The sequence below is a fragment of the Hymenobacter actinosclerus genome, from assembly GCF_900111515.1.
Classification (GTDB): domain Bacteria; phylum Bacteroidota; class Bacteroidia; order Cytophagales; family Hymenobacteraceae; genus Hymenobacter; species Hymenobacter actinosclerus.
This window is the reverse complement of record NZ_FOHS01000001.1, coordinates 1-13069: the sequence shown is the minus strand read 5'-3', so window position 1 is coordinate 13069 and position 13069 is coordinate 1. Positions and strand designations below refer to the sequence as shown.

The 13069-nt window shown below is 62.2% G+C and carries 11 protein-coding genes, 1 tRNA gene and 1 rRNA gene; 8 read left to right on the top strand and 5 right to left on the bottom strand.

Annotation, left to right across the window (positions count from 1 at the left end; genetic code table 11):
- Nucleotides 1-67 precede the first annotated feature (67 nt).
- From BMY67_RS00065 to BMY67_RS00050, 4 genes are all read left to right on the top strand, one after another.
- Nucleotides 68-1117, top strand: a complete 1050-nt coding sequence (locus BMY67_RS00065) for a CPBP family intramembrane glutamic endopeptidase (RefSeq protein ID WP_092767122.1) — start codon at nt 68-70, stop codon at nt 1115-1117.
- Between the two features lie 187 nt (nt 1118-1304).
- Nucleotides 1305-2213 carry a phosphatidate cytidylyltransferase gene (locus tag BMY67_RS00060; protein ID WP_143069636.1) on the top strand — a complete coding sequence of 303 codons (909 nt, stop codon included), beginning with the start codon at nt 1305-1307 and terminating at the stop codon, nt 2211-2213.
- A 136-nt stretch (nt 2214-2349) separates the two neighbouring features.
- Complete coding sequence (locus BMY67_RS00055; protein ID WP_092767118.1) at nt 2350-3645, top strand: Glu/Leu/Phe/Val family dehydrogenase; 1296 nt, start codon at nt 2350-2352, stop codon at nt 3643-3645.
- Between the two features lie 311 nt (nt 3646-3956).
- Nucleotides 3957-4637 (top strand): phosphatidylserine decarboxylase family protein, encoded by a 681-nt coding sequence (locus BMY67_RS00050; RefSeq protein ID WP_092767116.1) that lies wholly within the window; start codon nt 3957-3959, stop codon nt 4635-4637.
- Nucleotides 4638-4707: 70 nt separating this feature from the next.
- On the opposite strand, the gene BMY67_RS00045 is transcribed toward BMY67_RS00050, so the two are convergent.
- Nucleotides 4708-5643 (bottom strand): carboxypeptidase-like regulatory domain-containing protein, encoded by a 936-nt coding sequence (locus BMY67_RS00045; protein WP_092767114.1) that lies wholly within the window; start codon nt 5641-5643, stop codon nt 4708-4710.
- Nucleotides 5644-5709: 66 nt separating this feature from the next.
- Nucleotides 5710-6237 (bottom strand): dihydrofolate reductase family protein, encoded by a 528-nt coding sequence (locus BMY67_RS00040; protein ID WP_092769504.1) that lies wholly within the window; start codon nt 6235-6237, stop codon nt 5710-5712.
- Nucleotides 6238-6541: 304 nt separating this feature from the next.
- Between BMY67_RS00040 and BMY67_RS00035 the strand changes: the two genes are divergently transcribed.
- Nucleotides 6542-7024 (top strand): GAF domain-containing protein, encoded by a 483-nt coding sequence (locus BMY67_RS00035; protein ID WP_092767112.1) that lies wholly within the window; start codon nt 6542-6544, stop codon nt 7022-7024.
- Between the two features lie 161 nt (nt 7025-7185).
- Here BMY67_RS00035 and BMY67_RS00030 read toward each other — a convergent pair.
- A tRNA-Met gene (locus BMY67_RS00030) sits at nt 7186-7258 on the bottom strand.
- A 230-nt stretch (nt 7259-7488) separates the two neighbouring features.
- On the opposite strand from BMY67_RS00030, the gene BMY67_RS00025 reads away from it, so the two are divergent.
- Complete coding sequence (locus tag BMY67_RS00025) at nt 7489-8646, top strand: alpha/beta hydrolase (RefSeq protein ID WP_245744811.1); 1158 nt, start codon at nt 7489-7491, stop codon at nt 8644-8646.
- Between the two features lie 64 nt (nt 8647-8710).
- Here BMY67_RS00025 and BMY67_RS00020 read toward each other — a convergent pair whose 3' ends face one another.
- A complete protein-coding gene (locus tag BMY67_RS00020) occupies nt 8711-10582 on the bottom strand; it encodes a BamA/TamA family outer membrane protein (RefSeq protein WP_092767110.1) in 1872 nt (623 codons plus the stop codon).
- A gap of 242 nt (nt 10583-10824) precedes the next feature.
- On the opposite strand from BMY67_RS00020, the gene hemW reads away from it, so the two are divergent.
- Together hemW and BMY67_RS00010 are read left to right on the top strand one after the other, a co-directional pair.
- Entirely contained in the window at nt 10825-11961 is a 1137-nt protein-coding gene (hemW, locus tag BMY67_RS00015) for a radical SAM family heme chaperone HemW (protein WP_092767108.1), read from the top strand.
- Between the two features lie 95 nt (nt 11962-12056).
- Nucleotides 12057-12590 carry a hypothetical protein gene (locus tag BMY67_RS00010; protein ID WP_092767106.1) on the top strand — a complete coding sequence of 178 codons (534 nt, stop codon included), beginning with the start codon at nt 12057-12059 and terminating at the stop codon, nt 12588-12590.
- 247 nt (nt 12591-12837) lie between these two features.
- Here the strand turns inward: BMY67_RS00010 and rrf are convergent.
- A 5S ribosomal RNA gene (rrf, locus tag BMY67_RS00005) occupies nt 12838-12949 on the bottom strand.
- Nucleotides 12950-13069 lie beyond the last annotated feature (120 nt).

Below are 13069 nucleotides of genomic sequence, written 5' to 3'. Positions count from 1 at the left end.
TATTTTGCGCAAATTTACGATTATTAAGGGCTGGAGCCCGAGCTTTTCAACCAACCCCGTCCCCGACATGAAAGGTTTCGTTTCGAGCCGGCTGCACCCGCTGGCCAACCTGGCGCTGCTGCTGGTGCTGCTCATTGCCACGGCCTGCCTGAGCATGCTGCTGATTGCCATTATCAGCAACCTGTTTTACGGCGTGGGGCTGGCGGCGCTGGGCAACGTGCAGCAGCAGCCCAGCAACTACGCCAACGGCTGGCAGATTTCGATGCTCAGCCAGGGCCTGCTGCTGCTCGGCGGCTTCGGCGGGGCGGCCGTGGCGCTGGCCAAGCTCACGGGTTACGAGCTGCCCGACTACTTCGCGCCCCGCCACCGCGTGCCGCTGGGCTGGCTGCTGCTGGCCGCCGTGCTCATCGTAGCCAGCCTGCCGGCCATGTCGGTGCTGATTTCGTGGAACGCCAAGCTGCACCTGCCCGCGGCGCTGGCCCACTGGGAAGAGCTGGCCCGCCAGGCCGAAGCCACGGCCCAGAACACCATCAAGTACCTCACCCGCTTCTCGTCGCCGGCCCGGTTTGTGGTGGCGCTGCTGGTGATTGCCGTGGTGCCGGCCGTAGCCGAGGAGCTGTTTTTCAGGGGCGTGATTCAGCGCAACCTCGTGCAGTGGGCGAGCTCGCGGCACGTGGGCGTGTGGCTGGCGGCGGCCATTTTCAGCGCCATTCACTTCCAGTTTCTGGGCTTTTTCCCGCGCTTTGTGCTGGGGCTGCTGCTGGGCTACTTATACGAGTGGAGCGGTAATATTCTGGTACCGATGGCGGCCCATTTTGCCCAGAACGCTTTCCAGCTGGTGCTGCTCTATGCCCAGCAGCGCGAGTGGTCGGCCACCGATTTCGACCCCGACTCGACCGAGGCCCTGCCCTGGCCCTGGGTGCTGGCCTCGCTGCTGCTGAGCGCGCTGCTGCTCTGGTACCTCTACCAGCGCATGCAGCGCCCCTTCGCCGACGGCCCGCCCACGCGCATGCACACGCTGGGCCGCCGCGGCGTAACCGTGGTGCAGGATACCGATACGCCCCTGCCGCCCGCCCGCACCCTCAGCCACGACGGCGTAGATACAACCCGTTCTTAAGCTGTTAGCCGAGCACTGCTAGCGGTTAGCTTTCGGGCTGAAATCCTGTTTTCGCCGGTAATGCCTGCCAGGTTTCGGATTTTGTGCGGAGATTGAGCCGCCGGCCGTTGCCCCGCATACTGGCATTCGCCTTTCCATTTCACCAAAGCGAACAGCTAACGGCTGTCCGCTAATAGCCTACAAAACGTTGTCTGAGCCCGCCGCCGCCAAAGCCCCGATGTCCAACCTGAGCCAGCGCATAATTTTCGGGGTGCTGGGGGCCGTGCTGCTGCTGGGCAGCGTGTGGTTCAGCGCCTGGACCTTTGCCCTGCTTTTCGCCGTGGTGCAGGCGCGCATGCTGGTCGAGTTTTACCGCATGATGCGCCAGGCCGGCTACAAGCCGGCGGCCATGCTGGGCGTGGCCATCAGCCTGCTGCTGTTTGCCAGCGTGGCCGCCCTCACCGAGTTCCGGACGCTGACCAACCAGGCCGTGCCGCTGGCCGAGGCCGACCTGGGCTACCTGCGCAACGCGGCCGTGGGCCTGATTGTGCTGCTGCCGGTGCTGCTGATTCTGCGCGAAATGTACTCCTGGCCCCGCGCCAACCAGCCTTTCGCGCCGTTTTCCAACGTGGGTGTGGCCCTGCTTGGGCTGCTCTACGTGAGCCTGCCCATGAGCCTGCTCACGCTGCTGGCTTTCAGCGGGCCGGGCGGCTACGATTACCGCCGGGTATTTGCGCTGCTGTTTCTGGTCTGGGCGTCCGATATCGGGGCCTACGCGGCCGGTAAAACAATGGGCAAGCACAAGCTGGCGCCCAAAATCTCGCCCGGCAAAACCTGGGAGGGCGCCATTGGAGGCTTCGTATTCACGCTGCTGGTGGGTGCGGCCCTGGGCTGGCTGCTGCCCGAACTCTCGCTGCCCTACCGTCTGGTGGTAGCCGGCGTGGTGGCCGTATTAGGCCCGCTGGGCGATTTGGCCGAATCCATGCTCAAGCGCAGCGTGGGCGTGAAGGATTCGGGCCGCATCATGCCCGGCCACGGCGGCCTGCTCGACCGGTTCGATGCCTTCCTGTTCATCCTGCCCGTGCTGGCCGTGCTGAAACTGGTTTTCGGGTCGTAGGCGGCGGGCGAAATCCGGCTTTGCCGCTGCCTTCCGCACTCCAAAGGAAAGGCCTACCTTTGCCCTTGAATTCCACCCGCGGCGCCGTTTTTTGCGGAGCCGCTCCCTCATTTCCCCCACCCAACCCCCACCCCGTATGGCTGCTACCACGGTCTACAAGTACAAAGAGCCGGCTCCCCGCGTTGATGCCGAAAACCCGCTCGAATCGATGATGTCGCGCTTCAACGTGGCGGCCGAAATTCTCGGCCTCGACGAAGAAACGTACGAAGTGCTCAAGGCCGCCGACAAGCAGGTCATCGTGCACATCCCCGTCACGATGGACAACGGCAAGGTGCGCGTGTTCGAGGGCTACCGCGTGATTCACAACACCATTCTGGGCCCCAGCAAAGGCGGCATCCGCTACGACAAAAACGTGCACCTCGACGAGGTGAAGGCCCTGGCGGCCTGGATGACCTGGAAGTGCGCCGTGGTGGACATCCCGTACGGCGGCGCCAAGGGCGGCATTATCTGCGAGCCCACCACCATGAGCGCCGGCGAAATTGAGCGCCTCACCCGCGGCTATACGCTGGCCATGAAGGACGTTTTCGGCCCCGACCGCGACATTCCGGCCCCCGACATGGGCACCGGTCCGCGCGAGATGGCCTGGCTGATGGACGAGTTCTCGAAGACGGTGGGCGGCACCTCGCCGGCCGTGGTAACGGGCAAGCCGCTGGTGATGGGCGGCTCGCTGGGCCGCACCGAGGCCACCGGTCGCGGCGTAATGGTAGCGGCCCTGGCGGCCCTCAAAACCCTCAACCTCGACCCGCACACGGTGTCGGCGGCGGTACAGGGCTTTGGCAACGTGGGCTCGTGGGCGGCTAAGCTGCTGAGCGAGAAGGGCGTGAAAATCAAGGGCCTTTCCGACGTGAGCGGCGCTTACTGGAACGACAACGGCATCGACATCGACGAAGCCATTGCCTACAAGAACGCCCACGCCGGCCGCCTCGACGGTTTCCAGGGCGCCACGATGCTCGAAAACGCCGACGACCTGCTCACGACCGACGTGGACGTGCTCGTGCCGGCCGCCGTCGAGGACGTTATCACCGAGCACAACGCCCATAACATCAAGGCTAAGCTGATTGTGGAAGGCGCCAACGGCCCCACGGCCGCTTCGGCCGACCCCATCATCAACGAGAAGGGCATTATGGTGGTGCCCGACATTCTGGCCAACTCGGGCGGCGTAACCGTGTCCTACTTCGAGTGGGTGCAGAACAAGCAGGGCTTCAAGTGGAGCGAGAAAATGGTGACCGAGCGCGCCGACCGCATCATGAACGATGCCTTCGAGAAGGTGTACCAGACGAGCCGCAAGTACGACGTGCCCATGCGCATCGCCGCCTACATCGTGGCCATCGATAAGGTAGCCCAGACCTACAAGTTCCGCGGCGGCTACTAAGCGGTGAACCAGTGAGGTGGTGAGATGGGGAGTTGACGTTCAGAGAGCCTGGCGGCGCACGTGGCGCAATCAGGCCCTCTGAACATCAACTCACCACCTCACCATCTCACCTTACACGCCTATATTTGCTTTCCGATAGCCCGGGCCGCTGGTTCGGGCTATCTTTGTGTAGCTTGGCTGCTTGAGCGCTATTCTACCATCGAAATCAGCTAACTCAACGTAAGCAGTAACCCGCGCAAAGCTCCAGCAGCCCGTTCATGAGCTGGCTATGAGCCACCTGAATCAGGCCAATCAGCGCAAATCAGTGATTTATGAAAATCCATAAGGAAGGTCGACGGATTCTGTTTTTTACGCTGCTGGCCCTGCTGGTCGTGAACCTGCTGTTGTTCCGCTACAACGCCGAAAACGGCGGTTTCAACAAGGTATTCGCCGGCATCTCAGTTATCATGTTCCTGATTCTGCTGCAATTTTTCCGCAGCCCGGCCCGCCGCCTCTTCACCCACGAAGACCTGATTATTGCTCCGGCCGACGGCAAGGTAGTGGTCATTGAGAACGTGATGGAGCCCGAATACTTCGACGATATGCGCATGCAGATCAGCATCTTCATGTCGCCGATCAACGTGCACATCACCCGCAACCCTATTTCGGGCATCGTGCGCTACTTCAAGTACCACCCCGGCAACTACCTGGTGGCCTGGCACCCCAAAAGCAGCACCAAGAACGAGCGCACCACGGTAGTGGTAGAGTCAGAAGCCGGGCCGCTGGTGCTGTTCCGCCAGATTGCCGGCGCCATGGCCCGCCGCATTGTATGGTACGTGAACGAGGGCGACGAGGTCAGCCAGGGCGAGGAGTTCGGCTTTATCAAGTTCGGCTCGCGGGTCGACATTTTCGTACCTCTCGACACCGAAGTAAAAGTGCAGATTGGCGAGAAGGTAAAAGGCGGCCAGACCGTCATTGCCCAACTCAAAACCCCGCCGCCAACCCTGTTTTAGGCATTTAGCGGCATCTACTAGCAACAGCGGCGGTTCCCTATTTGGGGCCGCCGCTGTTATTTTGGAGTAATTAGGGTTGGAACCGGGCTTGGATAGCAGCGTCGCCCACTCTTTGCTGGCCGGTTGGGTCGCGACTGTCAAACTTTCGCCAACCGTACTTAATGGTGTAATACCATGTGCGGGCTTGCGCCTCCGGTACCCATTGCGCAGCCAACGACTGGCCATAAGAAAAACCCTCCTTTTTCTGCCGCGAATCGGGCGTTGTGTAAGTGTAGGAGCAGAGAAATTCATCGGAGGTGTACACCCACTCCATCGCCACGTACACGCCCCGTTGCGGGAATTCTATGCCGTAACGGTTCAAGTCTACCGTTACCCATCCTTTCTGAGGAGCAGCTGCCAGCACAGTGGTGAACAGCAAGTCGGTACCCGGACTGCCATTCGGCCCATCGGCAGCGTACACCCGCACTCGAAAAGGGGCCCGCACTCCTGTTTTGCCGCAGTGAATTCCTGGCTTTACGAAAAAGCGGGCAGCCACCAAGTAACCGTTGGTAGTTGGCTGGCACAGTCGTGCTATTTGCCAGCCGGTGTTTTTTTCCTTTGACAAACCATTCTGTCCGTAACCAAAGTCTTTCGGTTCACTCTCAAACCCTACCCACTCGGCCGCGCCCGGCCGCACTACTACCTCGTTCAACGACACGGGCAACGCGGCCAGCTGCAACGCAACTGTAGCTCCGACCGGCACCAGCACGCGGCGCCGCTCGTAACCCAGCGCCGAAACAGTCAGCGAGTCGGTGGGCGCTAGGCCGGCGGGCAGCGGCAGCGAAAAGCGGCCCTCATCGTCGGCTTGCACGCCCAGTTTGTGGGTGGGCAGCTCCAGCACGGCGAAGGGCACGGCGGCGCCTTGCGGGTCCTGCACGGTGCCGGTGAGGGTGCGTTGAGCGTGCAGCGGATGGGCCAGGGCCGTGAGCAGAGCGGCCGCAAATAAAGCGTGTAAACGGAGAGACATAGAAACGAAAAACCGGCTGGAGCCGTGAAGCTAGCCGGTTTTACCGTCAATGCGGCTGGTTCGGAATCAATCTTTCTTGGGCAGCTTATAATGCAGCAGTACCGTGCCGTCGGGCCAGGTTTGGGTGCGCAGCATCTGCAGCGTCTGAGGCTGCGCCTGGTGGCGCCAGAGCGGGATGCCCGACCCCAGCACCCGAGGCAGCACCAGCAGCATCAGCTCATCTACCAACCCGGCCGTGAGCAGCGGCGAGGCCAGCGTACTGCCCCCGATCAGCCAGATAGTGCGGCCGGGCTGCTGGCGCAGGGCGCGCACAAATTCCACCGGCTCGTCGCTGACAAACTGCACCGAGGCATGGGGCGTTACGGCCGGCGGCCGGCGGCTGAACACGTAGTTGGTGAGGCTGGCATAGGGCCAGGGGCCGGAATCGAGCACCTGCTCGTAGGTGGCGCGGCCGAGCAGGGTAGAGTCGGCGCTGGCCAGAAACTCGGTGTAGCCGTAGTCGTGGCCGGCAGTGGGCAGCCATTCCACCAGGCCATCGGGCGAGGCAATGTAGCCGTCGAGGCTGGTGGCAATGTAGAGTACAACTTTGCGCATGCGGGGATGGGATTTGGTTGTGGGTGGGAGCGAGAAGCAGGTAAAGAGCGGTTCGGCGGCCATGGGGCCGGAGTGGTAGCTGATACGGGCCGGGCGGCTGGTGGGCCGTAAATTTTCGGCATCGGAACGGCCCAACCCACCGGATCAGCGTTAACCGTTAGGCTAATTTCCATTTTTCAGCTGAGATTTGGTAGTAGCTGCCCCGGCAAGCGGCGCCCGGAGCGGCGTGCCGTATCTTTGCGCCGGCACCGAACCGGTGCCTGGCCGGCCCCCGGCCCACCTTTTACTTTCCGCTTCCTCGCACATGGCCGAAGAACTCCAGCTCGATACCACCCTCAGCAAAGCCGACCAGTACCGCCAGCTGTTGCCCCAGCTAACTGCCCTGACCACCGGCGAACCCGACCTGGTGGCCAACCTGGCCAACGCCGCCGCCGCCCTGCGCCAGGCCTTCGGCTTTTTCTGGGTAGGGTTTTATTTGGTGAAAGACGACGAGCTGGTACTCGGGCCCTTCCAAGGGCCTATTGCCTGCACCCGCATCCGGCATGGCAAGGGCGTGTGCGGCGCCAGCTGGGCCCAGGCCGCCACGCTGCTCGTGCCCGATGTGGAGCAGTTCCCCGGCCACATTGCCTGTAGCTCCGCCTCCAAATCTGAAATCGTAGTGCCCATCCTCAAAGCGGGCCAGGTAGTCGCCGTGCTCGATGTCGACAGCGACCAGCTCAACGACTTCGACACCACCGACCAGCGCTACCTGGAAGAGCTGGCGCAGCTGGTGGCCACCTGGTTCTAGGGTATCATCCGAAGTTGCTTACTGCCCAACGGGCTGCAACCGAAACGTTCGGTTGCGGCCCGTTGTAGTTTCGGCACCTATAGCAGCAGCTTCTGCAACGTGCTAGTTACTGTAGTGGACAAAAGAAAAGGGCGTCTCCGATACGGAAACGCCCTTTTAGGTAGCGGGGACTGGACTCGAACCAGTGACCTTTGGGTTATGAGCCCAACGAGCTACCAACTGCTCCACCCCGCACTGTTTGGTGATGCAAATGTACACACGTTTTCGACAAACAAGCTATTGGCGACTGAATTTTGCCCTGCAATAAGGTTTCGGGCCTGATTATCAGCTATAAAATTTATCAACCTCCGAGCCAATAGGTGGCTGACGGAAGTGGTGGCGTACACAATTCGGGAATAAGTGTCACCCAAATGAAGCCGCTGCGTTAAGCATTTCATCTTTTTCCCCTACTCATTCTTCTAAATATGCTCACTTCTTCTGTTCTGCGGTGGCGCCAGGTGCCGGCCCTGCTGGCCGGCCTGGGCCTGCTGGCCGCCTGCAACACCAACCAAACGGCCGAAACGGCCACCACCAGTCCGGCCAACGACTCGGTAGCCACGGCGGCCGGCACCATGTCCGCCACCAACGGCACCACGGCTGCCGTAAAGCCCACCGGTCCGGCACCGGCCTGGGCTCCCAACATCGCCCCCGAGATGCTGGCCGTAATTGAGAAGCTCGACAGCCTCAGCGGCCCCACCCCGCCCGATAAGCTCACCCCGGCCGAAGTCCGCAAGGCGCCTTCCTTCAAGGATGCGCTGATGGCCGTGATGCAGAAATACAACATTCCGGCGCCCTATGCCGACGTAGACACCATGAGCAAAATGGCCGCTCCCGGCCTGAAAGTGCGGCTTTATACGCCGGCCGGCGCAACCGGTACGCTGCCGGTGGTGGTGTACTACCACGGCGGCGGCTGGGTCATTGCCAACCTCGACACGTACGACGCCTCGGCCCGTGCCCTGGCGGCCAAAACCGGCGCCATCGTGGCCTCGGTAGCCTACCGCCAGGCCCCCGAAAACAAATTCCCGATGGCCCACAACGACTCGTTTACGGCCTACCAGTGGGTGCTGAAGAACGCGGGCTCCTTCAACGGCGACCCCAAGCGCATAGCCGTGGCCGGCGAGAGTGCCGGCGGCAACCTGGCTGCCGCCGTGAGCATGATGGCCCGCGACAAAAACGTGCAGGCTCCCAAGCACCAGGTGCTCATTTTCCCGATTGCGGGCTACGACCTGAACACGCCCTCCTATCAGCAGCATACCAAGTCCAAGCCACTCTATAAGGATTTCATGGCCTGGTTCTTCAAATACTACCTGCGCAGCCCCGCCGATGGCAAGAGCCCGATGATTGACCTGGTACACGCCGACCTAAAGAACCTGCCGCCCGCCACCATCATCGGTGCTGGCATAGACCCGCTGATGAGCGAGGGCAAAACGCTGGCCGACAACATGAAAGCCGCCGGGGTACCCGTTACCTACCAGCTCTACCCGGATGTAACGCACGAATTCTTCGGGATGGGCGCCGTAGTGCCCCAGGCCCGCGAAGCCGAAGACCTGGCTGCCAACGAGCTGAAAAAGGCGCTGAAATAACCTCCTTCTTAGCGTTCCTGAAAAGAGCGGCCGTCCTTGGTAGGATGGCCGCTCTTTTTATGGGCTAGAACCGGCTGGTGATGCCGAAGTGAATCTTGCCCGAACTCAGGCCGAAGCGCTGCTGCTCGCTGCGGCCCAGCGCGTACACGAACTGAAACTGGCCCGCGCCGGTCCGAAAGCTCAGGCCCGCTCCCAGGCCGGTTGGCGTGTCGCGCGGGTAGGGGTCGTTAGGCAGGTCGCGGCGCAGGTAGGCCTGGTCGGCAAATACGAACAGGTAGATGTCGGGGCCGGTGAACTGGCGGAACTCGGCCGTGCCCACCGCGTACTGGCTGGCGTAGAAATTCAACTCGTTGAAGCCGCGTAGCGTGGCCAGCCCGCCCAGCCGGAACAGGTCGTTGAGAAACAGCCGGTCGTTAAGCAAGGCCTCGCCCCGCAGCCGCGTGAGCAGCACCCCGGCCCGGCCCAGCCGGAAGTAGCGCTCGGCCCGCAGGCCCAGGCTCACCTGCCGGGTGCGCAGGGCCAGGCCGTCGTAAAACTCGGGCTTCACATCGGAGTTGGGACTGAGGCGCTTCGTACCGATGGCTGCCTGTCCGCTCAGCAGCAAACCCCGCCGCGGGAAATAAGGGTCGTCGAGCGTGTTCCAGGTGTAGTCGAGGCCGTAGGAGGCGAAGCGCGAGTCGATGTTATCGGGCAGGCGGCCGGCTTGCTGAAGGCTGGAATTCTGGTTGAGCAGGCGGGAATTGCGCTGCTCAAAGAACACGGCCAGTCGCCCCGCTCGGGCCGTGGGGTAGGCCACCTGAAGACGCGGCCGGGTCGTCAGGAACAGTTCTGCCTGCTTGAGCAGATTGAACGAGGCGCTGACTTCGAGCGGAGTGCCAAAAAACGTGGGGTGCAGGTACTGGGCATCGAGCAGCTGGGAGGTGGCATCGAGCTTGCGCCACTGCACGCCCAGCCCCTTGCCCCCGCCCCCGATATTGCGCAGGTTGAGCGTTACGTCGCCGGTTATCTGCACTTTCTTCTGGCCCAGGCCGGGGTTAGGGTTGGGCAGCACGCCCACAATGGCATCAAACTGGTTGGCCGTGCGGTCGTCGAGCAGGAAATATACCCGCGCCCGGCCCCGGGCAAACCGCACTTCGGGCGCCGCCTTCACCTGTAGGTAAGGCAGCTGGCGCAGGCGGCGGTCGGCTTCCAGCAGGCGCTGCTGGCTGAATGGCTCGCCGGGTTCTATTTGCAAATAGCGGCTCAGGAAGCGGGCCTTGGTTTTGGTCTGGCCGACAATCTGGATAGAGTCGAACACAATGGCTGGCCCCCGGCGCAGTACCACCCGGCCCTCGATGTCTGCTCCGCGCAGCGCCAGCGAATCGAGGCCAACGGTAGCGAAAGGGTAGCCCTGGTTTTCGGCTTCCCGCAGCACGTTTTCCTGGAACTTCACCCACTCCTGGGGCCGTAGCGGCTGCTGCTGATAGAGCTTCTCGCGGAAGCCGGCCCGCACCAGCAGTGCGTCGCCGAGGTTGCCATTACGCAGCCGGGCCCAGCGAAACTGCTCGCCCACGTACACGCGTACCTGCAGCGTGTCGGCGGCCGGGGACCAACGCAGTTCATCGGCCGAGGCCGTGAGGTAGGCATCGGCCTGCAACGCCAGCACCAGCGTACGCACCTCACGCAACGCGGCCAGTGAATCGGGCAGCTGCCGGCGGTAGCGGTAGGGCCGCAGGGTAGCCTGGTCGGCAGCCTCCGTTTGGAGGCGCAGCACCACGGGCCGCCCCGGGCGAGGTGGGGCTGGCAGGACCTTACCAGCCGAATCGGGCGGCAGCGACACGGCTGGCACGGCCGAGACGGGCGGAGCAGCCGGGTTCAGTGGCGTGCTGCCCTGCGCCACTGCCCAGCCGGCCGGACTCAGCAACAAACACCAGAAAGCGAGGATGCGGACGTACATTTGTGCCAGTGCAACGCGAACCGCGGCATTTAATTTCCCGAAGGTAGTTTTCGTGAACGAAAGGCTGGGGCACAGACTTTAGTCCGTAGCCTTCTGTTGCCCTCCTCTGTCGGGCGAGTAGCCGCCCACCGGTTACCGTAAAGAGCTCCAGTCAGTAGGGTTCCGATGTGGTATCCCTGCTTCCTATCTCCAAGTCTTGCGCTACGGACTCACGTTCCGTGCCCCAGCTACAGCCATTTCCTTTGTCCGGCATCTACCTCCATATTCCTTTCTGTAAGCAGGCCTGCCACTACTGCGACTTTCACTTCAGCACCAGCATGGGCCTGAAGAGTCGTTTGGTGGATGCGCTGGTAGCCGAAATGGAGCTGCGGGCCGCTTACCTGGAGCCGGGCGCAGTTATTGAAACCATTTACTTCGGTGGCGGTACGCCCTCGCTGCTTACGGCAACCGAGCTGGACCAGCTGCTCACGGCTATCAACGCCCGGTTCTCGGTGGCCGCCGATGCCGAAATCACGCTCGAAGCCAATCCCGACGACCTGACGCCCGCCAAAGTGCGCGAGCTGGCGGCCTCTCCCATCAACCGGCTCAGCATCGGCCTGCAAAGCTTCCACGAGCCCCACCTGCGCCTCATGAACCGGGCCCACTCGGCCCAGGAGTCGGGCGAGGCCGTGCGGCGGGCCCAGGAAGCGGGCTTCGAGAACATATCGGTGGACTTGATATACGGCGTACCCGCGCCCGACCACCGCATCTGGCAGGCCGATATGGCGGCGGCCTTCGCGCTCCAGGTACCGCACCTGTCCTGCTACGCCCTCACCATCGAGCCCGACACCGTATTTGGCCGGCAGTTGCGCAAAGGTCAGTTCCGGCCGCCACCCGATGAGTTCGTGGCCCGGCAGTTTGAGCTGCTGCTGGCCGAAATGGCCCGCCACGGCTACGAGCAGTACGAAATCAGCAACTTCTGCCGGCCCGGCCGCGAGTCGCGCCACAACTCGGCCTACTGGGCCGGCGTGCCCTACCTGGGCCTGGGCCCCAGCGCCCACTCCTTCAATGGCCACAGCCGCCATGCCACGCTGGCTAACAACCCGCGCTACGTTGCCGCCGTGCTCGAAGAAGGTCTCGTGCCGGCCACCGTAGAGGTACTGAGCCCGCTGGACCAGGCCAACGAGTACCTCATGACCAGCCTGCGCACCGCCCAGGGCTGCAACCTGACCAAGCTACGCGACCAGTTGGGCATCGACCTTCCGGCAACCCAAGCCACCTACCTGGCCCAGCTCCAGACGACGGGTATGGCAACGCTGCTGGATGGCTGGCTGCGGCTGACCGATGCCGGCAAACTCCTGGCCGACCATATCACGCTGGAGTTGTTTCAGGCGGCCTGATAACGCACACGTTGGCGAGGCCTGGAACGCTCTGCCCGGATATTCCGGGTAGCTGGTAGCACCGCTTTGCGTCTTTTGTTATTTCTTTGAAAGCAATGACCGGCAACAACGCCCGGCTGCTCCTTTCCGCCAACCCCAAAACGATGAGACGACTGATTGATGCGCTGGCCGACGACACGGATTTCTTTATCGAACACGTCCACCTGACCGCCATCGTTTTCGATAACTCTGATGACGTGACCATCTGGGCAACGACTGATTTCGACGGGGATGCGCACTTCTTCCACCTCGGCCTGCCCTTCCAGCAGCTCGACCGGCTCCTACGCCTGGCGGGCCCCCGCTCGGCCATGCTACAGGAAGACGTTGCCGAGGCCTTGGCCACGGTTCAGGACTGGCCCTGCCTGCTCGAATACACCACCGAAGACAAGTCGCCCATCTCGCTGCCAAACGTCGCCCTGAAGCTCTCCTGCACCTATCCGGCCGATGATCTGTTTGGCGAAGAGGAAGAGGAGCAGCCTTTCGATATACAGGTGGAGGAAGATCAGGAGGAGGAAGAGGCGGCTGAGTACGAAGCCGACCTCCCGCATAATATCTTCTATCTGGAAGACGTCTTCCTGCGAGTAGTATAGTCAGACGACTTCTCGCAGGAAGTCAGGCGAGAAGTTACATTCGTTTCGAAGCTAATAAAACCCATAAACGAGAAAGGCCCGCTTCCTCATGGGAGGATGCGGGCCTTTTGGCATCAGACCAGACAGAGGCGATAGCCCGGTGCCGGTTGGCACTCCTGTTACCGTTGGCCTGGCCGTAAACGCGAGCTGCCCCGCGCATCCTTCTGCCTTGCGGGCACAGGACGCTGCGGGGCAGCAAGCTTGATAAGGTTGGCGGCGACCGACTCTCCCACCGATGAAGGCAGTACCATAGGCGCTCCGGGGCTTAACGACTCTGTTCGGAATGGGAAGAGGTGAACACCCGGGCTAAAGCCACCATTATCAATTCAGCGTGTTATGCGTGTTCGCACACAACAGCTGTGAAATTCGACATAGAGGCAGAGTGAAAGAAAAAGCAAGCGGTGAGCTTATTTGCTACAGAAGTGTTCGAGCCCTTAGTA

What these genes read in the sequence shown, in the direction of transcription:
- BMY67_RS00020 (WP_092767110.1), bottom strand. Translation starts at nt 10,582, where the DNA reads ATGTACGTCCGCATCCTCGCTTTCTGGTGTTTGTTGCTGAGTCCGGCC.
- BMY67_RS00010 (WP_092767106.1), top strand. Translation starts at nt 12,057, where the DNA reads ATGACCGGCAACAACGCCCGGCTGCTCCTTTCCGCCAACCCCAAAACG.
- BMY67_RS00050 (WP_092767116.1), top strand. Translation starts at nt 3,957, where the DNA reads ATGAAAATCCATAAGGAAGGTCGACGGATTCTGTTTTTTACGCTGCTG.
- BMY67_RS00040 (WP_092769504.1), bottom strand. Translation starts at nt 6,237, where the DNA reads ATGCGCAAAGTTGTACTCTACATTGCCACCAGCCTCGACGGCTACATT.
- BMY67_RS00065 (WP_092767122.1), top strand. Translation starts at nt 68, where the DNA reads ATGAAAGGTTTCGTTTCGAGCCGGCTGCACCCGCTGGCCAACCTGGCG.
- BMY67_RS00025 (WP_245744811.1), top strand. Translation starts at nt 7,489, where the DNA reads ATGCTCACTTCTTCTGTTCTGCGGTGGCGCCAGGTGCCGGCCCTGCTG.
- BMY67_RS00045 (WP_092767114.1), bottom strand. Translation starts at nt 5,643, where the DNA reads ATGTCTCTCCGTTTACACGCTTTATTTGCGGCCGCTCTGCTCACGGCC.
- BMY67_RS00055 (WP_092767118.1), top strand. Translation starts at nt 2,350, where the DNA reads ATGGCTGCTACCACGGTCTACAAGTACAAAGAGCCGGCTCCCCGCGTT.
- BMY67_RS00035 (WP_092767112.1), top strand. Translation starts at nt 6,542, where the DNA reads ATGGCCGAAGAACTCCAGCTCGATACCACCCTCAGCAAAGCCGACCAG.